The organism is Nocardioides zeae (assembly GCF_030818655.1).
Taxonomy (GTDB): domain Bacteria; phylum Actinomycetota; class Actinomycetes; order Propionibacteriales; family Nocardioidaceae; genus Nocardioides; species Nocardioides zeae_A.
On sequence record NZ_JAUTAN010000001.1, the window covers coordinates 4,307,528 to 4,328,686 of the forward strand.

A 21,159-nucleotide genomic window follows, 5' to 3' on the forward strand; every position below is an offset into this window, starting at 1 on the left:
CCGCGAGGCGGCCCGGGGGGTGCGGCCTCGGGCGGTACGGCGACCGTGACGAGGTCCGCCGCCTCGAGGACCGTGCCTGCCGCCAGGGGCGACGCGGCGACGACGACGGCGCTGCTGGCCGGGGGAGCGGGACGCAGGGCCGCCACCGTCGCGCCCACGGCGAGCAGCGCGCACGCCGCGGCCAGCCACCGGCGGCGACGTGAGAGCGCATGACGGACGGAGCGCAGCCGCTGGGCGGGCGACGGCCGCGTCGACGTGGAGGGATCCGAGACCATGGCGACGACGCTAGGCGGCGAGCGCGGTGTGCGCGGTGCCTCATCCACAGGCCGCGGCTGGCGCCGTCGGGTTCCCTAGGATCGGGGGATGACCTGGGTACGCCGCTGCTGCGCTCTCGCGCTGCTCGTCGGCGCCACCGCGTGGCTCGCCTTCGCCGTCACCGCGGCGCACTCCTCCGAGTCGAAGATCCTGCTGGCGGTGGGCGGCGGCCACGGCGTCGTCGCCAGCGACCTCCCGCGCGCGCTCGTCTGGGTGCTCGTCGCGGCGCTCAGCGTGCGCGCGATGCGCTGAGCCCCGTCAGGCCGACGCGGACGACGACGAGGTCGACGACGTGCTGCTGCTCGACGAGCCGGACGAGCCGGACGAGCTCGACGTGGCGGACGTCGTGGAGCTGCTCGACGACGAGCTGTCGCTCTTCGTGGTGGTCGAGCTCGACGACGTACCGCTGCTCGAGGACGTGTCCGTGCCGCGGCTGTCGTTGCGGTAGAAGCCCGAGCCCTTGAACACCACGCCGACGGCGTTGAAGAGCTTGCGCAGCTTGCCGTGGCACTCGGGGCACGCGGTGAGCGCGTCGTCCGAGAACTTCTGGACCTGCTCGAAGGAGTGACCGCACTCGGTGCAGGCGTACTGGTAGGTGGGCACGTGAGACCTCCGGAGAACGTGACGTCGAGCGAGAGATTGGCACTCTCGAGCCTCGACTGCCAAGTCTAGGCGGCGACCGGAGGTCGGCGCTCACCACTCCAGGAGGTCGGCCTCCGCTAGCTCGGTGAACTCACGGCAACCGCACGCCTCGGTGCACCCGTGGGGCGCGCGCGCTTCGTGGAGGAAGGCGAGGTGATCGCAGGAGCAGCGCTGCTCGTGCGGCAGGTTGACGGCCATGGGGGTGACTATGACCACTCCGCGGCCGTTTGTAACCTCCCCGGATGGAAGTCGGCGCGGATCTTGCGCAAGCCCTCAGGACTTGCTCAGGACCTGCGGAAACCCACGACCCGGTGGGGCATGCAGGCCAGCACGAGGGCTGCGATCCAGCCCAGCGCGGTCCAGCCCAGCAACAGGTTGATCCAGAAGACGCCCCAGGCGTTCTGCTTGCCGCGGAGGGCGGCGATCATCCAGGGCACCATGTAGCCCAGGGTCAGGACCGCCACGACGATGCTGACGATCGAGCTCGCCGGGCGGCCCTTCTTGTCGGTGACGACGGCATCCATGTCGTCATCCTCCCCGACGGGTGGTGGAGATCAGACGGTGATGGTGCCGGTGACCGCGCCGGTGCGGCTGTCGACGACCTCGAGCATGAGGCCGTCGCCCGAGAGCGGCAGCTTCACGATGGTGGTTCCCGGAGCGACGTCGCAGTTGAGGAACGCGCCGTCGCCCGAGGGCATCGACGCCAGGACCAGGGCCTCGAAGGCCCGGTTGGACGAGATGGTGAGCGTGCTGCCCTCGGCAGCGAGAAATACGCGCATGGTGTGCTCCCGTGATTCCGACGACGGACCCCAGATCCGTCGTTCCCTCTCCCTGAGAGGAGTCTGAGCCCTACCCGGCGGTACGACTGCATCGAGCGTGTAAACAGTGCGTGACGCCGGGCGGCGGGCGGTAAAAAACGAATACCCCGGAACGGTATCAATTATTGGGCGTGCTCGCACCAAGCGATTCCGTCGACGGTCAGCGCCCCGTCGACCGCCCGGTCGTGGGGCTCGGCCGGCACGGGCAGCCCGACCTCCTCGGGGTGGAGCACGACGAGGAGCGGCGCGTGCGGCGCCGCCGCGCCGAGGGCCCGGTCGTAGGCGCCCCCGCCCCGCCCCAGGCGCATCCCGTCGGGCCCCATCGCCAGGCCCGGCAGGAGCACCAGGCCGGCGCGCGCGAGCCCGTGCGGCGCCTCGGCCGGCTCGAGCAGCCCGCGCTCGGCGGCGACGAGGGCGTCGTGCGCGACGTACCGGCCCCACGTCATCGACCAGTCCCGCCGCAGCGCGGGGAGCAGGACCTCGACCCCGCGCGCCACGAGCGCGTCGAGGAGGGGGAGGGTGCGCGGCTCGCTGCCCACCCCGACGTACGCCGCGACGCACCCCCCGGCGGCGACCACGGCCGCCAGCGGCTCGGTGCGGAGGGCGGCCTCGGCGAGCGCGGCCCCGTGGGCCGTGCGGCCCTCCTCGGACCGCTGCGCGCGCCACCCGAGGATCTCGCGCCGGAGGGCCCGCTTGGCCTCCCGCGCCCCACCCGTCGGGACGGGTTGTGCAGGAGGATGTGTGGTCGGCACCGAACAAGCCTACGATCGCGCTCATGGGTAGCCCTGGCCTGAAGAAGGCGGCCGCGAAGATGCGTGACGCCGGTGTCGACGAGACCGCCGTGGAGGTGTTCGCGCACTACTACCGCCTGCTGGAGCACGGCGAGACCGGCATGATCGCGGAGGACACGATCGAGCCGCTCGACATGCCGGCGCTGGCCGACGTCGACGTGGACGAGGCGGCCGCCGCCGAGGCGCTCGCCGCGACCGTCGTCATCAAGCTCAACGGTGGCCTCGGCACGTCGATGGGCATGGACCGCGCGAAGTCGCTGCTCTGCGTGCGCAAGGGCCTCTCGTTCCTCGACATCATCGCGCGGCAGACGCTGCGGCTGCGGGAGCGGTACGACGCGCGCGTCCCCCTCGTCTTCATGAACTCCTTCCGCACGTCGGCGGACACGCTGGCGGCCCTGGAGCGGTACGACGCGCTCCCCGTCGACGGCCTGCCGCTGGAGTTCCTCCAGAACAAGGAGCCCAAGCTCCGGGTCAGCGACCTCGAGCCCGTCGAGTTCGCCGGCGACCCCGACCTCGAGTGGTGCCCGCCCGGGCACGGCGACATCTACACGGCGCTGCTCGGCACCGGCCTGCTCGACGAGATGATCGCGCAGGGCTACCGCTATGCGTTCGTCTCCAACTCCGACAACCTCGGCGCCGTCGCCGACCCGCGGGTGGCCGGCTGGTTCGCCTCCTCGGGTGCCCCGTTCGCGATCGAGGCCGTGCGCCGCACGGCGTCCGACCGCAAGGGCGGCCACTTCGCGCGGCGCAGCTCCGACGGACGCATCATCCTGCGCGAGACGGCGCAGACCCGTGACGAGGACAAGGACGCGCTGGCCGACCTCGACCGCCACCGGTTCATGTCGACCAACAACCTGTGGTTCGACCTCCACGCCATGAAGAAGACGCTGACCGAGCGCCAGGGCGTGCTCGGCCTCCCGCTCATCCGCAACGTGAAGAACGTCGACCCGGCCGACTCCTCGACCGAGAAGGTCGTGCAGATCGAGACCGCCATGGGTGCCGCCATCGAGGTGTTCGAGGGCGCCCAGACGATCGAGGTCGGCCGCGACCGGTTCATCCCGGTGAAGACGACCAACGACCTGCTCGTGCTGCGCAGCGACATCTACGCGATCGGCGACGACTTCGTGCTCGACCAGGTGGCGACCGACGTGCCGTTCGTCGACCTCGACGGCGACGTCTACAAGCTGGTCGGCGACTTCGACCGCCGCTTCCCCGAGGGTGCCCCGTCGCTGAAGGAGGCCACGGCGCTGCGCGTCCGCGGCGACTGGACCTTCGGCAAGGGCGTCACCGTCAAGGGCGAGGTCGAGCTCGACGAGGCTCCTTCGGCGCAGCGCCTCGACCCGGGTACCGTGCTCGGAGGCTGACCTCGCCCGAGGGCAGCCCGCCCGTCCGCCGAACCGAGGAGCCTGATGCCTGACGCGACCTCCCTGATCGGCGTACCGGAGTTCTTCGAGCGCGTGATGGACGTCGTCCACCCGCTCGCGCCGATGTCGCACTCGCTGCAGGAGGCCTCCGGGCTGGCGTGTGCCGAGGACGTGGCGGCGCCGGTGGCGCTGCCGTCGTTCGACAACGCGGCGATGGACGGCTACGCCGTGGTCGCCTCCGACGTCGTCACCGCGAGCGAGGACCACCCCGTCCACCTGCCCGTCGTGGGCGAGATCGGCGCCGGCCAGGCGCGGATCATGGCGCTCAGCCCCGGCACCGCCGCCAAGATCATGACCGGCGCCCCCGTGCCGGCCGGCTGCGACACCGTCGTGCCCTACGAGTGGACCGACCGCGGCGTCGCCCAGGTGCGCATCGAGCGCGCCCCCGCCGTGGGCCAGCACATCCGCAACCGCGGCGAGGACGTCGCGGCCGGCGAGGTCGTCGTCTCCGCCGGCACCGTGCTCGGCCCCCGCCAGATCGGCCTGCTCGCCGCCGTCGGCCGCTCCCACGTGCTCGCCCGGCCCCCGCCCGCGCGTCGTGGTCGTCTCCACCGGCTCCGAGCTGCGCGACCCCGGCGACGAGGTCGGCCACGACTCGATCTACGACGGCAACTCCTACATGCTCGCCGCCGCCGCGCGGGCCGCCGGTGCGGTGTCCTACCGCGTCGGCATCGTGCCCGACGACCCGGGCGCCTTCCTCGAGGCCGTGCACGACCAGCTCGTGCGCGCCGACCTCGTCATCACCTCCGGCGGCGTCAGCGCGGGCGACTACGACATCGTCAAGGCCGCGCTCGGCTCGGCCAGCTCCGGCGCTGACGTCTGGTTCGGCGGCGTCGCCATGCAGCCCGGCAAGCCCCAGGGCGTCGGCGTCATCGGCGACGACCAGACGCCGATCGTCACGCTGCCGGGCAACCCGGTCTCGGCCTACGTGTCCTTCGAGGTGTTCGTGCTCCCCGCGATCCGCAAGCTCATGGGGCTGGCGCCCTACGCGCGGCCGCTGCGCCGGGCCGCGCTGACCCACCCGATCTCCTCGATCGCCGGTCGTCGTCAGTTCCTGCGGGGCGACTACTCCGTGCCCACCGGCGTCGGCGGCAACGTCGCGCGCAGCGCCAGCGTCACGCCCGTCGGGGGCCACGGCTCCCACCTGCTGGGCGACCTCGCGGCCTCCAACGCCCTCATCGTCATCCCCGAGAGCGTCACGCACGTCGAGGCGGGCCAGCCCGTGCACGTGCTCGCCCTCGACGAGCAGTTCTGAGGTCACCCGTGACGACACCGCCCGAGGGCTCTCGCCTCACCCACGTCGACGAGCGCGGCTCCGCGCGCATGGTCGACGTCTCCGCGAAGACCGTCACGACGCGCAGCGCGACCGCCACCGGCCGCGTGCTGGTGTCGCCGACCGTCGTCGGCCTCCTGCGCGGGGAGGGCGTGCCCAAGGGCGACGCGCTCGCCGTGGCCCGCATCGCCGGGATCATGGGCGCCAAGCAGACCCCCGCTCTGATCCCGCTCTGCCACCCGCTCGCGCTGTCCGGCGTCACCGTCGACCTCGAGGTCACCGACGAGGCCGTGGAGATCAGCGCGACCGTGCGCACCGCCGACCGCACCGGCGTCGAGATGGAGGCGCTCACCGCCGTCTCCGTCGCCGCCCTCACCGTGGTCGACATGGTCAAGGCCGTCGACAAGCTCGCCGTCATCACCGACGTGCGCGTCGAGGCCAAGTCCGGGGGCAAGTCGGGGGACTGGACCCGATGAGCTCCGCCGCCGGGCTCCCCGCCGCCGTCGTCGTCGCCTCCAACCGCGCCGCCGCCGGCGTGTACGACGACACCACCGGCCCGCTGCTCGTCGAGGCCCTCCGGGCCTGGGGCTTCGTGACGGACGAGCCCGTCGTCGTACCGGACGGGGCTCCCGTCGGGGAGGCCATCGGCAGCGCCGTACGGGCGGGAGCGCGGGTCGTGCTCACCACCGGCGGCACGGGTCTCACGCCCACCGACCGCACGCCCGAGGTGACCCGCCCCCTGCTCGACCGCGAGGTGCCCGGCATCGCCGAGGCCATCCGCGCCGCCGGGGTGGCCAAGGGCGTGCCCACCGCCGTGCTGTCCCGCGGGCTCGCCGGCGTCGCGGGCCACTGCCTCGTCGTCAACCTCCCCGGCTCCCGGGGCGGGGTGAAGGACGCGCTCGGCGTGCTCGCCGACGTCGTGCCCCACGCCGTCGACCAGATCGGCGGCGGCGACCACCCGCGCACCGGTGACTGAGATGCGGTGGAGCCACGCTGCGGCCTGGCCTGCTCGCATCGTCGATCCCGACCCCGCCACCGGCCTCGTGCTGCGCTCGATGCGGATGCGCGACGCCCAGGCCTGGCGCGACGCGCGGGAGCGCAACCGCGACTGGCTGGCCCCGTGGGACGCGACCGCGCCGCCCGGCGCCGAGACCGACACGCCCCTCACCCTGCGGCGCGGGCTCCGGCAGCTGCTGCGGCTCGCCGACCGCGGCGAGGCGATGCCGTTCGTGCTCGAGGTCGACGGTGCGTTCGGCGGCCAGGTGACCGTCAACAGCGTGCTGCGCGGCTCGGCACAGTCCGCGTCGATCGGCTACTGGATCGACCAGCGCTTCGCGGGCCGCGGGCTCGTGCCGCGCGGCGTCGCGCTCGCCGTCGACCACTGCTTCGGGCCCGGGCGCCTGCACCGCGTGGAGATCGCGATCCGGCCCGAGAACTCGAGCTCGCTGCGCGTGGTGGAGAAGCTGGAGCTGCGGGAGTTCGGCTACGCGCCGCGCTACCTCCACATCGACGGCGACTGGCGCGACCACCGGCTCTACGCCATCACGCCCGAGGAGTGCCCCGGAGGTCTGCGCACCCGGCTGGCGTGAGCCGAATTCTCCCTGGTCACACCAGTTGTCAAGCGACACACCAGTCCACCTCCCGAACTCGCGCGCTCCGCGCTCGTAGCCTCGGCTCGTGGATCTGAGCGGTGTCATCTTCGCGGCGGTCGCCCTCGCGTGGGCGGCCTACCTCATTCCCCAAGCCCTCAAGCACCACGACGAGGCCGTCCAGACCCGCTCCGTGGAGCGCTTCTCGGCGACGATGCGGGTGCTCGTGCGCCGCGGTGCCGCGTCGGGTGCCAGCGGCTCCGGCCAGGCGGCCGAGGAGGTCGTCGAGCCCGTAGCTGCGCCCACCCCTGCGCAGCTCCGGGCCCGTCGCGCCGCCGCCCGCCGCGCCATGCAGCGCCGCCGTCGCGTGCTCGGCGTGCTCGTCACGCTGCTCGTCGCCGGTGTCGTCCTGGCGGTGACCGGCGTGATCGCACGCGGGTACGTCGCCGCCCCGGTCGTGCTGCTCGGCGCCTGGCTCGTCACCTGCCGGGTCATGGTCAAGGGCGAGCTCGCCGCGTGGAACCAGGCCCGGGGCGTCGTGCCCGTCGTGGTGACCCGCTCCACCGAGGTGCCCAACGCCGCCAGCAGCGAGGCGGACCTCGTCGCCGGTCTCGAGGGGTACGACGACGGTGGCGCCCACCTGCTCGAGGCCAACGCCGAGACGGGCCTGATCTCCGCCGTGTCCGCCGAGGGAGCCACCGAGCTCTCCCGGGCGCACACGCCGGGCGACCCCGCCGAGACGCGGGACCCGCGCACCCTCTGGGACCCGGTCGCGGTGCCGCTCCCGACGTACGTCAGCAAGGACCACGCCGCCGCCCGCGAGCTCCCCGCCTTCGACTTCGACGACACGGGCGTCTTCTCCTCGGGCCGCGACCAGGCCGACTCGGAGCTGGTCCGCCGCGAGCGCGCGGAGGCCGAGGAGCGGCGTACCGCCCAGCAGGCCGAGCTCGACGACCACCGCCGGGCCGTCGGTCACTGATCCTTTCCCCTCCCGGTCGCGGTGCGAGGCCTGCGGAAAGTGACGGCCTCCCACCACGACCCGGTGGGGGTGAAGCGGTCCGGACCCGAATTCGGACCGGGACGACGGTGGTGCTAACGTTTCTCCTCGCGTCACCACGGTGACGCACTGGGGCTGTGGCGCAGTTGGTAGCGCGTCTCGTTCGCATCGAGAAGGTCAGGGGTTCGAATCCCCTCAGCTCCACCACCACGAAGGCTCCGCCGGTTACGGCGGGGCCTTCAGTGCTTTTCGGACCCCTCTGTCTCCGTGCCCGAGCCGGGGTCCGGATCGGATCGATCGTTCCCGCGGGTGATTGACGTCACAGCCAGGTGGCCCTACCTTGAACTGATATCAGTTCACGATTCCTCCTCTGACAGGAATGCAGCCTGTGACCACGTTCCGCGAGATCCTCGAGCGCTACTTCTCCGCCCTCGAGTCGGCCGACTTCGAGGCTGCCACCCGGTGCTTCACCGAGGACGCGGTCTACTCCCACCCGCCGTTCCCGGAGGAGGGCGCCGACGGGCCGCGTCACGAGTCCGTCGGCCGATCCGAGCTGCTGGCGGTCTTCGAGCGCCGAGGTCCGCGCACCCTCCGTCACCGCGTCGACACCGTGCTCGACGACGGCCGCACGGGCCTGGCCTCCGGGGTGGTCCACGACGGTGGCGTCGTCGTCATGTCGTTCGTGGCCCAGGCCGAGCTCGACGCGACCTCGGGCCTGATGGCGCGGTACGCGGCGTACGTCAGCGTGCCGGCCGTCTGGGCGCAGGAAGGCTCCGCGGCGTGAGGATCGCGGGCGGTCTGGCCGTCGTCACCGGTGCCGCGAGCGGGATCGGAGCGCACGTGGCGAGCGAGGTCGTCCGTCGCGGCGGCCGCGTGGTGGTGGCTGATCGCGACCGTGCCGGTGCCGAGCAGCACGCCGCGTCGCTCGCCGGGGCGCACGCCGCCGAGGTCGACGTCACCGACGCAGCGGCCTGCATGACGCTGGCCGCCGACGTCCACGCCCTGCACGGGCCGGTCGACCTCCTGGTCGCCAACGCCGGGCTCATCCGGCCCGGCTCGACCTGGACGACCCCCCTGTCGACCTGGCGCACCGTCCTCGACGTCAACCTGCTCGGCGCCGTCCACACCCTCGCCGCCTTCCTCCCCGACATGGTCGAGCGCGACGCGGCCGGCGGCCGTGGTCCTGACCGCGTCGGTGGCCGGCCTCACCGCCGCGCCCGGCTTCGCGGCCTATGCGGCCAGCAAGCACGCGGTGGTCGGACTGGCCGAAGGACTGCAGGTCGAGCTGGCCGAGGCGGGTGCGGACCACGTGCGGGTCAGCGTGGTGTGCCCGGGCGGGGTGGACACCGCCATCTGGCGCAGCGCCGGCCCCGCCGCCCCCGGGCTCGACGAGGTCGCCCGCCGTCGCTTCGCCGCGGTCGGCGGTCCCCGCACCGACCAGGCGGACCCGGCCGCGATCGCCCGCCTGACCCTCGACGCGGTCGAGGAGGGCCGCTCCTGGGTCGTGCCGATCGAGCCGCACCACCGCGAGGCGCTCGCCTCTCGTGCCCACGACCTCGCCGCCGCCGCGGCGGCCGACGGCGGCCTCGTCTACGGACGCTGACCCCCCGCTCCTCCCCATCCACCGACGCATGCAGGAGACCACGATGAAGAAGCGAACCCCCGTCACCCTGACCGCCGCCCTGGTGGGCGTCGGCCTCCTCGCCGCAGGCTGCGGGTCGAGCCAGCCGACGGCGTCCGGACCGGTCGACGGCGACTGGGACGCCGTCGTGGCGGCCGCCGAGGAGGAGGGCTCGGTGCTGCTCTACTCCACGCAGCACCCGGACAACCTGGCCCGGCTCGAGACCGCGTTCGAGGCGGCGTACCCCGACATCGACCTCGAGTTCGTGCGCGGCACCGACGTCGAGATCACCCCGCGGGTCGAGACGGAGGCGCAGACCGGGCGGGGGATGGCCGACGTCCACATGACCTCCGACCCCGCCTGGGCCGAGCGTGCGGCGGAGTCCGGTGACCTCTCGACCCCGGTCGTCGGCCCGTCGTTCGACGACCCCGACTACGACCGTGCGGCCAGCATCATGGAGGACAAGCTCTTCCTCGCGGGGGCGGCCGTGATGGCGATGGGGTGGAACACCGACGCGGTGCCCGAGGGCCTCGACGACGTCGAGGACATCCTCGACCCGCGCTTCGAGGGCAAGGTCGGTGTCGTCGACCCGGCGGGCTTCGCCTCCGTGGTCGACGAGTACCGCTTCTTCGACGCCAACTGGGGCGACGGCGACTTCAACGAGCGGCTGGCCGACCTCGAGCCGCGGGTCTACCCCAGCGTCCTCGGCATCGCCCAGGCCCTGGCCTCGGGCGAGATCGAGGTGACGCCCATGGTCGCCCCGCTCGTGCGCGAGGGCGACACGGGTGCCCCGGTGGACTGGGCACTGCCCGACCCCGCCTGGGGCGTGCCGATGTACGCCCACGTCCTCGCGGCATCGCCGCACCCCAACGCGGCCCAGGTGCTCGCCGACTTCATGGTCGGGCCGGAGGGCCAGGAGGCGCTCTCCCTGGGCTACGGCAGCGTCCTCGGCAGCGTCGAGTCGCCCATCACCCGGGCCCAGGACATCCCGTTCCCCGACACGGACTCGCTCACCTCGGAGTCGGTCGCGGCCTACCAGACCGAGTGGGAGCAGCTCTTCCGCTGAGGGTGGTCGGGCGCGGGGCGGTCCTCACCAGGGGACGGTGGCGCCCCGGTGGTCCACGTAGTGCAAGCCGCTGCGTCCGGAGAACGTCTCCACGACGTCGGCCAGACCGCTGGTGCTCGCCTCGACGGACAGGCCCGCGTCCGGGCCGCCCATCTCGGTCCGCACCCAGCCCGGCGCCAGGAGCAGCAGCGTGCGCGGGTCGTCGGCGTGGCGGGCCGCGAAGCTACGCATCAGCTGGTTGAGCGCGGACTTGCTGGCCCGGTAGATCTCCCACCCGGTCACGCGGGTGTTGTTCGTGATGCTGCCCTGGCCCGATGACGTGACCGCGAGGACGCCATGGGGGGTGACCAGGTCGCGGAACTGCTCGACGAAGCGCATCGGGCTGAGCGCGTTGGTCAGCATGAGGCGCTCGAACGTCGCGGTCGAGACCTCCGCCACCGTCTCCCACCGGTCGTGGGTGATGCCGGCGTTGACCAGCACCAGGTCGAACCGTGCCCCGTCGAGCCGCTCACGCAGGGCGGACACCTGTGCGGTGTCGTTGATGTCCACGTGCTCCAGGCGCAACCGGTCGCCCACGCGGTCGGCCGCGTGGGCCAGGTTCCCGCCGGATCCCACCCGCTGGGTCGCCGTCACCGACCACCCTCGCTCGAGGAACCGTTCGGTCAGGCCCAGGCCGATGCCCCGAGAGGCCCCGACGATCAGTGCGTGCTTGTCGCTCATGGCTCACCTTCCGCTCATCGTCTGTTGAGTGAAGCGTAGGTCATCCTGCTCAACAGTTGTAGAGTCAGTTCGTGACCACAGCAGAGAAGCCGAGTCGAGCAGCGCAACGCGCCGCGAGTGCCCGCCGCATCCTCGACGCGGCGCGCGAGGAGTTCGCTGCCCACGGCTACGACAAGGCGACGATCCGCGCCATCGCCTCCCGTGCCGGCGTCGACCCGGCCCTGGTGATGCAGCACCACGGGTCGAAGGCGGCCCTGTTCCGCAGTGCGGTGCAGCTGACCGGACGCACGGTGGACGACGTCGACGCCCACCTCCGCGAGGTCGTCGACGCGCGCCTCGACGGGCTGCCGCCCGAGCTCCACGCCCTCGTGCGGTCGATGCTCACCGTGCCGGAGGCGTCGGAGTCCATGCGGGCCTACCTCGACGAGCGCGTGGTCAACCTCGCCGGCGCCCTGCAGGGTCCTGATGCCGAGGCGCGAGCCGCGCTCGCCGTGTGTGCGCTGCTGGGGTTGACGATCGGGAAGCACTTCCTCCACCTCGACGTCTTCGACCGCATCCCGGAGGCCGACGTGGCACGCGTGGCCGGTGCTCGGCTGTCGGGGCCAGGCGGCTGACCCCCGCAACGACCGACGGGGTCAGGACGCGAGGCTCAGCGGCACCGCGCCTCGAGCCACCTCACCGCGAAGGCGCAGATCGCGGCGGCGTCGACCACGAGGGTGCGGGCCGCGCCCACCTGACCGAGCCGGTGCGGGTGCTCCGCGACGAACCCCCGCACGACGTCGGCGAAGTAGTCCTCCGCGAGGCCGTCGACGACCGGCACGCTCGTGTCGAACTCCTCGACCATCCGCCAGGTGACCTGGCCGTCGACGAGCAACGGCACCTCGTAGTGGATGACGCGCTTGCCCGGGACGTCGGCGAGGGCCTCGGCGTGGTGCAGGAGCGTCATGGTGTCCCAGGGGGCGCCGAGCATGACCACCTTCCCGCCGGCGGCGACGAGGCGGGCGAGGGGCGAGCCCGCGCCGTACCCGTGGTCGAGGGGGTGGTCGCGCGTGAACGCCTCGGCCTCGGCGCCGATCGCTGCCACGGACGCACCGGGGCTGCCGCTGCGGCGGGCGTCGGGCCACGTGCGCAGGAACTCCGGCAGGGTGCCGTTGTCGCGGTGGGCGCGCGACGTCGCGGCGTCGAAGGGCGGCACGTGGGGGCGCCACGCGGCCGGGACCCGTCCGGTGGCGTCGAGGAGCACGTCGTAGCGCGCGTCCCAGTCGGTGTAGGCCAGCACCGTGCCGCCCGGCGAGACGGCGTCGAGCAGTCCTCCGACCACCGCGTCGGGGCCGTTGAGCAGCGGGCCGACGCCGCCGAGCGCGCCGTGCGCCATGACGACGTCGCCGGGCGACAACCCGAGGTCGCGGAGCTGGGCGGCGACGTCCGCGCGGGTCACGAAGGCGGGGGTGCTCACGGCGGGATCATCCCCCGGGGCGGCCCTCAGAGCAGGCCGTGACGGCGCGCGACGTTCGCGGCCTGCACGCGGTTGGCGACCCCCAGCTTGGCCATCGCGCCCTTCATGTAGGACTTCACGGTCTGCTCCGTCAGGCCGAGCCGGTGCGCCACGGCGGCGTTCGACAGTCCCTCGCCCGCGCCGCGCACGACGTCCCGCTCCCGCGGCGTCAACCGGACCTCGCCCCCCGCTGCCTCGTCGTCGGTCCCGGCGCGCGTGCCGCCGAGGAGGGCCGCCAGGCGCTCCCGGGCGCGCGGATCGGTCGTGGTGCCCATGAGGTCGACGAGCTCGGCGTACAGCTCCGGGGCCATGGCGGGGGCCGCGGCCGGCGCGGCGCGCCGCGCCACCTCGCTCTCGATGTGGATCTCGCGGGCCAGCTCCGCGACGACAGGACGCAGGCGGTCGGCGAGGACCGACCCGAAGTCCGTACGGCGACGCTCGGCCAGGTAGAGCACCGCGCTCACCGGCGACCCCGGGAGGGCGATCGGGAGGCTGATGACGGAGACGAGCCCCTCCGGGCTCACCTCGCGGTGGTACCGCTTCGTGATGCCGCGGGCGCTGGCGTAGTCGGACACGGCGGTGGGCCGCGCCGCGGCCAGGGTCCGGCCGCCCAGTCCCTCGCCGGAGCGGACGGTGAGGTTCACCAGGGACGACGTCTGGAGGCCGCGCGACGCCGAGATCACGAAGCTGCGGCGGTCGGGGTTGACGAGGCCCGCGAAGCCGATGGGCAGACCGGTCCGGCGCAGTGCCTCACCGAGGCCGCGGTTGAGGACGGCGGTGACGTCGGGGGTCGGGCGCTGCACGGAGGCCTCCTCGCAGGGGGGTCGGGGCCCCATGATCGCCCAGCGTGACCTGGGTCACCACCCTCCGAAGGGGGTGGTGCTCCGGCAGCGGGGGCGGGGGAGCGGCGTACCCCCGTTGGAGGGTGGTGACCTGTCGGTGTGACGGCCGACACTTCCGCCGCCGGTCGACACCAGGTCGCCGCCCGAACCGACCACGGAGGTCGCATGAGCACCACGTCGACGACACCGCCCGGGCACGTCGCCCCACGGGGGGACCGCCCGCAGGAGATGCGGAAGGTCGCCGTCGCCAGCTGCGTCGGCACCACGATCGAGTACTACGACTTCTTCATCTACGGCACCGCCGCCGCCCTCGTCTTCCCGACGGTGTTCTTCCCCGCGCTGGGGTCCACCGCGGGCACGGTCGCCTCCTTCGCGACGTTCGCGGTCGCCTTCGTGGCGCGTCCGCTCGGTGCCGTGCTCTTCGGCCACTTCGGCGACCGGCTCGGCCGCAAGCGCACCCTCGTCACGACGCTCCTGCTCATGGGTGCGGCGACGGTCGCGATCGGCCTGCTGCCGACGGCGGCGGCCATCGGCGTGCTCGCGCCCATCGCCCTCGTGGTGCTGCGCTTCCTCCAGGGCCTCGCGGTCGGCGGCGAGTGGGCGGGGGCGAACCTGCTGACGGCGGAGTACGCGCCGGTCGGCAAGCGCGGCTTCTACGCCGTCTTCCCGCAGCTCGGCCCGGCCTTCGCCTTCGCGCTGTCGAGCGCGACCTTCCTGGTGAGCGACGCCGTGCTCGGCACCACGGACGGGGCGTTCCTCAGCTACGGCTGGCGCATCCCCTTCATCGCGAGCGCGCTCATGGTGGCCGTGGGGCTCTACATCCGGATCAGCATCGAGGAGACCCCGGCGTTCCGTGCCGAGGCCGAGCGGGCCGACCGGGCGGAGGACGTCGCCGGCGCGAAGCGCCCGCTCCCGTTCGTCGAGGTGGTGCGCCAGCAGCCGCTCGAGATCCTGCTGTCCGCCGGCCTCATGAGCGTGCTCTTCGGCTTCTTCTACATGGGGACGGCCTACCTCACCGCCTACGGCACCGCACCCGAGGGCGCCGCGCTCGACCGGCAGTTCGTGCTCTCCACGGGCATCGTGGCCGCCCTGGCCCTCGGCGTGGCCACCCTCGCCGGCGGCGTGTGGTCGGACCGTGTCGGCCGTCGCCCGGTGATCATCACGTCCGGCGTGCTGGCGCTCGCCTGGTCGCTGGTGCTCTTCCCGCTCCTCGACACCGACACCCCGCTCGCGTTCGCGGCCGGCGTGGTCGTGACGCTCGCGATCTTCGGTCTCGCCTTCGGTCCGGTCGGGGCCTACCTGCCGGAGCTCTTCGAGACCCGCTTCCGCTACACGGGCGCCGGTGCGGGCTACAACCTGGGTGGCGTGCTCGGCGGCGCGGTCCCGCCGCTGCTGGCGCCGGGCCTCACCGCGTCGTACGGCAGCATCGCCGTCGGCGTCATGCTCGCCCTGCTGGCCGTGCTCAGCATCGCCTGCACGGTCGCCCTCCGCGGTCGCACCCGCATGGCCGTGGCCGGCTGAGCCGGACGCGCCTGCACAGGAGGCCGTCGCACCCGGGTGGGTGCGACGGCCTCCTCGCGTTCAGGAGCCCCGCAGCTCGCGGCGCAGGATCTTCCCCGTCACCGTCTTCGGGAGCTCGTCGATCACGACGACCTGGCGGGGGTACTTGTACGCCGCCATCCGCTCCCGGCAGTGCTCGATCAGCTCCTCGGGCGTGGCCTCCCGGCCCGCGTGCAGGCTCACGAACGCCTTCACCGTCTCGCCCCGCTTCTCGTCGGGCACGCCGACGACCGCGGACTCCCGCACCGCCGGGTGCTCGGCCAGGACGTCCTCGACCTCCCGCGGCCAGACCTTGTAGCCCGACGCGTTGATCATGTCCTTCTTGCGGTCGACGATGAAGATCCAGCCGTCGTCGTTCATGAACCCGACGTCACCCGACCGCAGCGACCGCCCGGGCAGGCTCGCCTCCGTCTCCCGCGGCTTGCCCCAGTAGCCCGCCACCACCTGCGGCCCCTCGGCCACGATCTCGCCGACCTCGCCGAGGGGTACGTCGTGGCCGTCGTCCCCGAGGACGCGCACCACCGTCGAGGGCACGGGCACGCCGACGGACAGCGCCCCCGAGACCGGGTCGACCGGCGAGGGCGTGCCGAACGGCGTCAGCGTCATCGGGCTCGTCGTCTCCGTCAGGCCGTAGGCGTTGTGCACCTGCAGTCCCGTCGCCTCGAGGAACCGCTTCTCGGCCGTCGGCGAGATCGCCGCGCCGCCGGAGTAGACGGAGGTGAGCGAGGAGAAGTGGTCGGGGGTGAAGTCCGGGTGGTTGAGCAGGGCGTTGAAGGCCGTGATCGCCCCGATCGTGCACGTCGGCCGGTGCTCGGCCAGCGCGTCGAGCACCACCGCCGGCTCGAAGCGGTAGGCCAGCACCAGGGGCATCGGCGCCAGGAAGCTGACCGCGATGTGTCCGATCAGCCCCGTGATGTGGAAGAGCGGCGCGATGCCGAACACCGAGCCGCCCGGCCGGAAGCGCGCCCAGTCGCGGTAGACGGTCGCGGTGAACACCACGTTGCCGTGGGTGTTCATCGCGCCCTTCGGCACGCCGGTGGTGCCCGACGTGTAGGTCAGGAACGCGACGTCCTCCGGCCCGAGCGTCACGGGCGGCGGCACCTGGCCGCGGTGCGCGTCGATGAACGCCGCCAGGTCCGTCGTGCCCTCGTGCCGCTGCCGCTCCGTCCCGGCGAACAGGCGGGGGTCGTGCCGCGTCTGGTGCTCCAGCTCGCTGGTGGTGAGCACGAGCTCGACGGCGCTGCCGGGGACGACGTCGCGCGCCACCTCGTCGTACAACGACTCCAGGGACACGAGCACCCGCGCCCCCGAGTCCTCGAGGAGGTAGGTGAGCTCCCGCGCACGGCTCATCGGGTTGACGGAGACCATCACGGCGCCGGCCTTCCACGCCGCGAGCAGCACGACGAGGAACTGCGGCACGTTCTGCAGGTACGCCGCGACGCGGTCCCCCGGGGCCACGCCGTGCGCGAGGAGACCCGAGGCCAGGGCGTCGCTCTGCGCGTCGAGCTCGGCGCGGGTGAGCACCCCGTCGAAGTAGCGCACGGCCACACCGTCGGGCTCCTGGGCGAGGCCCGCGCGGAACATCGCGAGGGCGTTGCGGTGGTCCGGCTCGATCTCCGGCGGTTGCTGGCCGTAGCGGTCCAGCCACGGCCGTTCGTCGTAGACGCTCACGCCGGGCTCACTTGACGACGAGCGGGTTGACGGGGGAGCCGCTGCCCTTCGCGACCTTGAGGGGGGCGGCGGCGTAGAAGAGCTCGTAGCGGCCGTCCTCGGCACAGTCGGCCGCGAGCGCCTCGAGGTCGCAGATCTCCGTGAACGCGATGCCGAGGTTGCGCATGAGCGCGTTGTGGAGCACCAGCGCGACACCGTTCTCGGGGTCGATGGTGACCTCGTTGGCGATGGTGTCGGTGACGAGGTTGGGGATCTCCATGTCGGCGAACCACTGCACGAGCTCGGGGCTGTAGACCAGCCCGGGCTCGCAGAAGCCCTCGTAGAACTTGTCGCCCAGCTCGAAGAAGAGCTGCAGGTAGTTCGTGCGGATGAGGAGGATGTCGCGCTTGCGCAGCTCGACGCCCTGGGCCTCGGCGCACGCCACGAGGTCCTCGTGGGTGTAGGTCTCGGCGGAGTCCAGCGTGTCCTTGCCGCGGAAGCGGGCCATGTCGAGCAGGACCGCGCGGCCGACGACGCCGCGCTGGGCGATCGGCTCGACGGAGGCCTTGTCCATGCCGCCGACGGTCGTGCGGGCGTCGAAGCCGTTGTAGAGCTGGCCGCCGTACCAGACGTGGCCGAGCGCGTCGTACTGCGTCGAGCCCTGCAGGAAGGCGTCGATCTTGTCGTCGGCGTAGTGCAGGCCGCCCGGGAACTGCGGCGCATCGGCGCCGTCCCAGCTCGACTCGTCGAGGATCTGGGTGCGGGTCGCGGGGGTGCGGCCCGGCCAGACGGGGTCGCCCTTCGGGTCGCCGATGAGGCGCTGCAACGTGAAGACCTTGCCCGAGCTGATGAGGCCGGCCGCGGCCACGACCTGCTCCGGACCCAGGTAGTTGAGGCTGCCGACCTCGTCGTCGGGTCCCCACTTGCCCCAGTTCGACGGGGAGTCGGCGAGCAGGTCGGTCAGGTCGGGGGCGGTGCCGTCGGACATGGTTCCTCCACGGAGTCGTGCCGGACGGGTCGCGAACGGCCGTTCGGCAACGGGCATGACCCACGTCACACTTCGGGGTTCTGGGGCGGTCGTCAAGGGCTGCATCGGGTTGTTCTCGGAGCATCGTGTTCAGGTATGCTGAACTCTGTGCCGGACGCGTCGTTGCACCGCGAGCTGCTGGGGGCGACGGTCCGCGACCTCCGCCGCAACCGTGGCCTGACCCTGCGGGACCTCGCCCGCGCCCTGGCGGTGAGCCCGGCGACGCTGAGCGCGATCGAGAACGGCCGCACCGGCACCTCCAGCGAGCGCGTCGTGCAGCTCGCCGACGCGCTGGGGGTGCGGGTGGAGCGACTGGTCGGCAACTTGGCGGAGCCGGTGAGCGACGAGCGGTGGGCGCTGCGGGCGTCCGCCGGGGCCCGGGCGCCAGGCCCCGCGGGCGACTGGCGCACCTACGCGCCGCTCGTGCTCGACCCGGCGCTGCGGGGCGCGCTCGCGACGTTCCTCGAGCTCGGCTACCACGGCGCGACGATGCGCGCCGTCGCCGCACGGTCCGGGCTGTCGGTGGCGGGGCTCTACCACTACTACGCCAGCAAGCAGCAGATGCTCGTCACCATCCTCGACCGCACCATGAGCGACCTCGCGGCGCGCACCGACGCGGCCGCGGCGGCCGGCGCCGACCCGGCGGAGCGGTTCGCGAACCTCGTCGAGTGCCTCGCGCTGTTCTCACACCCACCGCCGCGAGCTGGGCTTCATCGGCGCCGCCGAGATGCGCAGCCTCCTGCCCGCGGCTCGGCACCGCATCGCTGCCGTACGGCGCGGGGAACAGGCCAAGGTGGACCGCGAGGTGGTCGCGGGCCGGGCCGCCGGGGCCTTCGACGTGGCGGAGCCCCTCGAGGCCGCGCGCGCCGTGGTCACGATGTGCACGTCGCTGGCGCAGTGGTACCGCCCCACCGGGCCGGCGACGCCCGAGGAGGTGGCGGCGGGATACGTCGAGCTCGCGCTCGACGCCGTACGGTGCCGTCCGTCGGCGCGGCCGCTGCCGCGGCGATGAGAGCCGGTGCTGGAACATCGGTGGAGAGGTAGTTGTTCTTTCAACCATGAAGAAGATCGGGTTCCTGTCGTTCGGGCACTGGACGCCGTCGCCGCACTCGCAGACGCGGTCGGCGTCCGACGTGCTGCTGCAGTCGATCGAGCTCGCCGAGGCGGCCGAGGAGCTGGGTGCCGACGGCGCCTACTTCCGCGTGCACCACTTCGCCCGCCAGCTCGCGTCGCCCTTCCCGCTGCTCGCCGCCGCCGGCGCACGCACGTCGAGGATCGAGCTGGGGACCGGCGTGATCGACATGCGCTACGAGAACCCGCTCTACATGGCCGAGGACGCCGGTGCCGCCGACCTCATCTCCGGCGGGAGGCTGCAGCTCGGCATCAGCCGGGGGTCACCGGAGCAGGTCGTCGACGGCTACCGCTACTTCGGCTACGGCCCCGCCGAGGGCGAGGACCACGCCGACATGGCGCGGCGCCACACGTCGGTGTTCCTGGACGTGCTGAGCGGACGGGGCTTCGCCCAGCCCAACCCGCGCCCGATGTTCCCCAACCCGCCCGGCCTGCTGCGCATCGAGCCGCACTCCGCGGGGCTGCGCGACCGCATCTGGTGGGGTGCCGGCTCGCGGGCCACCGCCGAGTGGACCGCCCAGCAGGGCATGAACCTCATGAGCTCCACCCTGCTCACCGAGGACACCGGCGTGCCGTTCCACGAGCTGCAGGCGGAGCAGATCCGCGTGTTCCGTGACGCCTGGACGGAGGCGGGGCACGAGCGCGAGCCCCGCGTCTCGGTCAGCCGCAGCATCTTCCCGCTCGTCGACGACCGCGACCGGGCCTACTTCGGCCAGGACCGGGCCAGCAGCGACCAGGTGGGCATCATCGACGGGGGCACGGCCCGCTTCGGCAAGTCGTACGCCGCCGAGCCCGACCAGCTCATCGACGAGCTGGCGAAGGACGAGGCCATCGCCGCCGCGGACACGCTGCTCATCACGGTGCCGAACCAGCTCGGGGTGGAGTACAACGCCCACGTCATCGAGTCCCTGCTGACCCACGTCGCGCCGGGGCTGGGCTGGCGCTGAGCCTCGTGCGGCTCGGGTGAGCCCGAGCCCGGGGGGACGAAAGTGCGCGGGCCGGTGAGGCTCGGGAAAGAAAACGCGGACCCTCAGGGCCGGGCGCTCGGCGGCTTCAGGTGGTCGGTGCAACGTTGAGTAGTTGTTGGAGCCTATCGGCGGGGGTGTCCCAGTTGAGGGTTTGGCGGGGGCGGATGTTGAGGAGGCGTTCGGTCTCGGTGATGTCGGCGTCGCTGACGTGGTTGAAGTCGGTGCCCTTGGGGTGGATGTCGCGCACGAGTCCGTTGGTGTTCTCGTTGGTGCCGCGTTGCCAGGGGCTGTGGGGGTCGGCGAAGTAGACGGGGCATCCGGTGGCCAGGGTGAAGGTGGTGTGCGCGGCCATCTCGCTGCCCTGGTCCCAGGTCAGCGAGCGGCGCAACGACTCGGGCAGGTTGGTCATCATCGTGACCAGGGCAGCTGCGACGGTGGTGGCGTCGTGGGTCAGCGGCAGCCGTCGGATCAGGGCGTAGCGGGTCGAGCGTTCGACCAGGGTGATCAACGCCGAACGCCCGCCGGCGCCGATGACGAGGTCGCCCTCCCAGTGCCCGGGTACGGCGCGGTCGGCGGCTTCGGGTGGGCGGTGGCTGATGTGGGCCTCGGCACCGATCCAGGACCGGTTGGACCGTGGGGGCAGCGCCGAGCGGGGCCGACGGCTGGTGCGGCCGCTGCGCAACGCTTTCTCGACCTTCAGCTCCTCACGCAGCGATCCCTTGCCCTGCACGTAGAGCGCTTGGTAGATCGTCTCGTGGCTCACCTGCATATCGTCGCGCCCCGGATAGCACCGCCGCAGATCCTGGCTGACCTGCACGGGTGAGAACCGGTTGTTCAACCGGACCAGCACCGCTGCGCGCAGCACCTCACCGGCACCCCCATCCACACCCGCATCCACACCCGCATCCACGCCGGTGTCTGCACGAACTGCGAGCTTGGACGGGCGGGGCCGGGGCCGGCGCTGCTCGGTCATCACCTGCGCTGCAGCAGCGTGGTAGCGACCCAGGCGGGTGTTGCGGGCCAGTTCGCGTCCCACCGTGCTGCGGTGCACCCCGAGCTCGGCAGCGATCCGTGCTGGACACCGTCCCTCGCTGCGACGGATCTGGATCAAGGCCCGCCCGGCCTGGCTCAACCGGCCGTGCTCATCGACCCAGTCACCGTCCAGCGGGGGTGGATGGGCACCGACAACACCGCCGTGGCGGCCCTTGCGCAGTCGCATGCCAGCGACTG

General features: G+C 72.8%; 25 protein-coding genes, 1 tRNA gene and 3 pseudogenes. 17 read left to right on the forward strand and 12 right to left on the reverse strand.

Translation table 11 applies throughout. The annotated features are described in order from the left end of the window. Positions 1 to 23: 23 nt before the first annotated feature. Positions 24 to 275, reverse strand: a pseudogene (locus QE405_RS21020) (hypothetical protein); the annotation flags it as partial. 88 nt (positions 276 to 363) lie between these two features. Here QE405_RS21020 and QE405_RS20385 point away from each other — a divergent pair. Next, on the forward strand, positions 364 to 567 hold the full coding sequence (locus QE405_RS20385) for a hypothetical protein (protein WP_307204983.1): 204 nt from the start codon (positions 364 to 366) through the stop codon (positions 565 to 567). Positions 568 to 573: 6 nt separating this feature from the next. On the opposite strand, the gene QE405_RS20390 is transcribed toward QE405_RS20385, so the two are convergent. The 5 genes from QE405_RS20390 to QE405_RS20410 all read right to left on the reverse strand — a co-directional run bounded on the left by QE405_RS20390 (position 574) and on the right by QE405_RS20410 (position 2,527). Next, entirely contained in the window at positions 574 to 918 is a 345-nt protein-coding gene (locus QE405_RS20390) for an FmdB family zinc ribbon protein (protein WP_307204989.1), read from the reverse strand. 90 nt (positions 919 to 1,008) lie between these two features. Beyond that, complete coding sequence (locus QE405_RS20395) at positions 1,009 to 1,155, reverse strand: hypothetical protein (protein ID WP_307204993.1); 147 nt, start codon at positions 1,153 to 1,155, stop codon at positions 1,009 to 1,011. Between the two features lie 86 nt (positions 1,156 to 1,241). Next, positions 1,242 to 1,481, reverse strand: coding sequence for a superinfection immunity protein (locus tag QE405_RS20400; protein ID WP_307204998.1), 240 nt, complete (start codon positions 1,479 to 1,481; stop codon positions 1,242 to 1,244). Between the two features lie 30 nt (positions 1,482 to 1,511). Continuing rightward, entirely contained in the window at positions 1,512 to 1,736 is a 225-nt protein-coding gene (locus QE405_RS20405; RefSeq protein WP_307205001.1) for a hypothetical protein, read from the reverse strand. 161 nt (positions 1,737 to 1,897) lie between these two features. Continuing rightward, positions 1,898 to 2,527 (reverse strand): 5-formyltetrahydrofolate cyclo-ligase, encoded by a 630-nt coding sequence (locus QE405_RS20410; RefSeq protein WP_307205006.1) that lies wholly within the window; start codon positions 2,525 to 2,527, stop codon positions 1,898 to 1,900. A 23-nt stretch (positions 2,528 to 2,550) separates the two neighbouring features. Between QE405_RS20410 and QE405_RS20415 the strand changes: the two genes are divergently transcribed. From QE405_RS20415 to QE405_RS20465, 12 genes and pseudogenes are all read left to right on the forward strand, one after another. Beyond that, on the forward strand, positions 2,551 to 3,930 hold the full coding sequence (locus tag QE405_RS20415; RefSeq protein ID WP_307205013.1) for a UTP--glucose-1-phosphate uridylyltransferase: 1,380 nt from the start codon (positions 2,551 to 2,553) through the stop codon (positions 3,928 to 3,930). Between the two features lie 123 nt (positions 3,931 to 4,053). After that, positions 4,054 to 4,431: pseudogene (locus QE405_RS20420) on the forward strand (gephyrin-like molybdotransferase Glp); the annotation flags it as partial. A 97-nt stretch (positions 4,432 to 4,528) separates the two neighbouring features. After that, positions 4,529 to 5,245, forward strand: a complete 717-nt coding sequence (locus tag QE405_RS20425) for a molybdopterin molybdotransferase MoeA (RefSeq protein ID WP_307205027.1) — start codon at positions 4,529 to 4,531, stop codon at positions 5,243 to 5,245. 68 nt (positions 5,246 to 5,313) lie between these two features. After that, positions 5,314 to 5,739, forward strand: coding sequence for a cyclic pyranopterin monophosphate synthase MoaC (moaC, locus tag QE405_RS20430; protein ID WP_373459500.1), 426 nt, complete (start codon positions 5,314 to 5,316; stop codon positions 5,737 to 5,739). Then, positions 5,736 to 6,239 carry a MogA/MoaB family molybdenum cofactor biosynthesis protein gene (locus QE405_RS20435; RefSeq protein ID WP_307205040.1) on the forward strand — a complete coding sequence of 168 codons (504 nt, stop codon included), beginning with the start codon at positions 5,736 to 5,738 and terminating at the stop codon, positions 6,237 to 6,239. The genes moaC and QE405_RS20435 overlap by 4 nt, the downstream gene beginning before the upstream one ends. Position 6,240: 1 nt before the next feature. Then, on the forward strand, positions 6,241 to 6,852 hold the full coding sequence (locus QE405_RS20440; RefSeq protein WP_307205959.1) for a GNAT family N-acetyltransferase: 612 nt from the start codon (positions 6,241 to 6,243) through the stop codon (positions 6,850 to 6,852). An 88-nt stretch (positions 6,853 to 6,940) separates the two neighbouring features. Then, positions 6,941 to 7,831, forward strand: coding sequence for a divisome protein SepX/GlpR (gene sepX / locus QE405_RS20445; RefSeq protein WP_307205049.1), 891 nt, complete (start codon positions 6,941 to 6,943; stop codon positions 7,829 to 7,831). A 149-nt stretch (positions 7,832 to 7,980) separates the two neighbouring features. Then, positions 7,981 to 8,056: transfer RNA gene (locus tag QE405_RS20450), tRNA-Ala, on the forward strand. Between the two features lie 181 nt (positions 8,057 to 8,237). Then, complete coding sequence (locus QE405_RS20455) at positions 8,238 to 8,633, forward strand: nuclear transport factor 2 family protein (protein WP_307205057.1); 396 nt, start codon at positions 8,238 to 8,240, stop codon at positions 8,631 to 8,633. Continuing rightward, positions 8,630 to 9,001: pseudogene (locus tag QE405_RS21025) on the forward strand (SDR family NAD(P)-dependent oxidoreductase); the annotation flags it as partial. The gene QE405_RS20455 and the pseudogene QE405_RS21025, both read left to right, overlap by 4 nt. Positions 9,002 to 9,026: 25 nt before the next feature. Beyond that, complete coding sequence (locus QE405_RS20460; RefSeq protein WP_307205064.1) at positions 9,027 to 9,452, forward strand: SDR family NAD(P)-dependent oxidoreductase; 426 nt, start codon at positions 9,027 to 9,029, stop codon at positions 9,450 to 9,452. A 43-nt stretch (positions 9,453 to 9,495) separates the two neighbouring features. Further along, positions 9,496 to 10,536: an extracellular solute-binding protein gene (locus QE405_RS20465; protein WP_307205073.1), complete on the forward strand. Its 1,041-nt coding sequence runs from the start codon at positions 9,496 to 9,498 to the stop codon at positions 10,534 to 10,536. Between the two features lie 24 nt (positions 10,537 to 10,560). Here QE405_RS20465 and QE405_RS20470 read toward each other — a convergent pair whose 3' ends face one another. Further along, positions 10,561 to 11,256: an SDR family NAD(P)-dependent oxidoreductase gene (locus tag QE405_RS20470; protein WP_307205081.1), complete on the reverse strand. Its 696-nt coding sequence runs from the start codon at positions 11,254 to 11,256 to the stop codon at positions 10,561 to 10,563. A gap of 71 nt (positions 11,257 to 11,327) precedes the next feature. Here QE405_RS20470 and QE405_RS20475 point away from each other — a divergent pair, with 71 nt between their 5' ends. Beyond that, positions 11,328 to 11,870, forward strand: a complete 543-nt coding sequence (locus QE405_RS20475; RefSeq protein ID WP_307205089.1) for a TetR/AcrR family transcriptional regulator — start codon at positions 11,328 to 11,330, stop codon at positions 11,868 to 11,870. Positions 11,871 to 11,905: 35 nt separating this feature from the next. On the opposite strand, the gene aac(3) is transcribed toward QE405_RS20475, so the two are convergent. Together aac(3) and QE405_RS20485 are read right to left on the reverse strand one after the other, a co-directional pair. Further along, a complete protein-coding gene (aac(3), locus tag QE405_RS20480) occupies positions 11,906 to 12,712 on the reverse strand; it encodes an aminoglycoside 3-N-acetyltransferase (protein ID WP_307205094.1) in 807 nt (268 codons plus the stop codon). A gap of 26 nt (positions 12,713 to 12,738) precedes the next feature. After that, complete coding sequence (locus QE405_RS20485) at positions 12,739 to 13,554, reverse strand: helix-turn-helix transcriptional regulator (protein ID WP_307205100.1); 816 nt, start codon at positions 13,552 to 13,554, stop codon at positions 12,739 to 12,741. Positions 13,555 to 13,758: 204 nt separating this feature from the next. On the opposite strand from QE405_RS20485, the gene QE405_RS20490 reads away from it, so the two are divergent. After that, positions 13,759 to 15,114, forward strand: a complete 1,356-nt coding sequence (locus QE405_RS20490) for an MFS transporter (RefSeq protein WP_307205116.1) — start codon at positions 13,759 to 13,761, stop codon at positions 15,112 to 15,114. Between the two features lie 60 nt (positions 15,115 to 15,174). Here QE405_RS20490 and QE405_RS20495 read toward each other — a convergent pair whose 3' ends face one another. Then, positions 15,175 to 16,824, reverse strand: a complete 1,650-nt coding sequence (locus tag QE405_RS20495) for a class I adenylate-forming enzyme family protein (protein ID WP_307205120.1) — start codon at positions 16,822 to 16,824, stop codon at positions 15,175 to 15,177. A gap of 7 nt (positions 16,825 to 16,831) precedes the next feature. Then, on the reverse strand, positions 16,832 to 17,791 hold the full coding sequence (locus QE405_RS20500) for a cyclase family protein (protein WP_307205127.1): 960 nt from the start codon (positions 17,789 to 17,791) through the stop codon (positions 16,832 to 16,834). A 135-nt stretch (positions 17,792 to 17,926) separates the two neighbouring features. On the opposite strand from QE405_RS20500, the gene QE405_RS21115 reads away from it, so the two are divergent. Then, entirely contained in the window at positions 17,927 to 18,874 is a 948-nt protein-coding gene (locus tag QE405_RS21115) for a helix-turn-helix domain-containing protein (protein WP_307205133.1), read from the forward strand. 14 nt (positions 18,875 to 18,888) lie between these two features. Beyond that, a complete protein-coding gene (locus tag QE405_RS20510) occupies positions 18,889 to 19,908 on the forward strand; it encodes an LLM class flavin-dependent oxidoreductase (protein WP_307205140.1) in 1,020 nt (339 codons plus the stop codon). A gap of 106 nt (positions 19,909 to 20,014) precedes the next feature. Here QE405_RS20510 and QE405_RS20515 read toward each other — a convergent pair whose 3' ends face one another. Next, a complete protein-coding gene (locus tag QE405_RS20515) occupies positions 20,015 to 21,148 on the reverse strand; it encodes an IS30 family transposase (RefSeq protein WP_307198779.1) in 1,134 nt (377 codons plus the stop codon). Between the last annotated feature and the right edge of the window lie 11 nt (positions 21,149 to 21,159).

Coding starts and splice junctions, on each gene's coding strand:
- QE405_RS20400 (WP_307204998.1), bottom strand. CDS start 1,481: ATGGATGCCGTCGTCACCGACAAGAAGGGCCGCCCGGCGAGCTCGATC.
- QE405_RS20405 (WP_307205001.1), bottom strand. CDS start 1,736: ATGCGCGTATTTCTCGCTGCCGAGGGCAGCACGCTCACCATCTCGTCC.
- QE405_RS20395 (WP_307204993.1), bottom strand. CDS start 1,155: ATGGCCGTCAACCTGCCGCACGAGCAGCGCTGCTCCTGCGATCACCTC.
- QE405_RS20470 (WP_307205081.1), bottom strand. CDS start 11,256: ATGAGCGACAAGCACGCACTGATCGTCGGGGCCTCTCGGGGCATCGGC.
- QE405_RS20490 (WP_307205116.1), top strand. CDS start 13,759: ATGAGCACCACGTCGACGACACCGCCCGGGCACGTCGCCCCACGGGGG.
- moaC (WP_373459500.1), top strand. CDS start 5,314: ATGGTCGACGTCTCCGCGAAGACCGTCACGACGCGCAGCGCGACCGCC.
- QE405_RS20385 (WP_307204983.1), top strand. CDS start 364: ATGACCTGGGTACGCCGCTGCTGCGCTCTCGCGCTGCTCGTCGGCGCC.
- QE405_RS20465 (WP_307205073.1), top strand. CDS start 9,496: ATGAAGAAGCGAACCCCCGTCACCCTGACCGCCGCCCTGGTGGGCGTC.
- QE405_RS20500 (WP_307205127.1), bottom strand. CDS start 17,791: ATGTCCGACGGCACCGCCCCCGACCTGACCGACCTGCTCGCCGACTCC.
- QE405_RS20440 (WP_307205959.1), top strand. CDS start 6,241: ATGCGGTGGAGCCACGCTGCGGCCTGGCCTGCTCGCATCGTCGATCCC.
- QE405_RS20415 (WP_307205013.1), top strand. CDS start 2,551: ATGGGTAGCCCTGGCCTGAAGAAGGCGGCCGCGAAGATGCGTGACGCC.
- QE405_RS20510 (WP_307205140.1), top strand. CDS start 18,889: ATGAAGAAGATCGGGTTCCTGTCGTTCGGGCACTGGACGCCGTCGCCG.
- QE405_RS20515 (WP_307198779.1), bottom strand. CDS start 21,148: ATGCGACTGCGCAAGGGCCGCCACGGCGGTGTTGTCGGTGCCCATCCA.
- QE405_RS20435 (WP_307205040.1), top strand. CDS start 5,736: ATGAGCTCCGCCGCCGGGCTCCCCGCCGCCGTCGTCGTCGCCTCCAAC.
- QE405_RS21115 (WP_307205133.1), top strand. CDS start 17,927: ATGCTGAACTCTGTGCCGGACGCGTCGTTGCACCGCGAGCTGCTGGGG.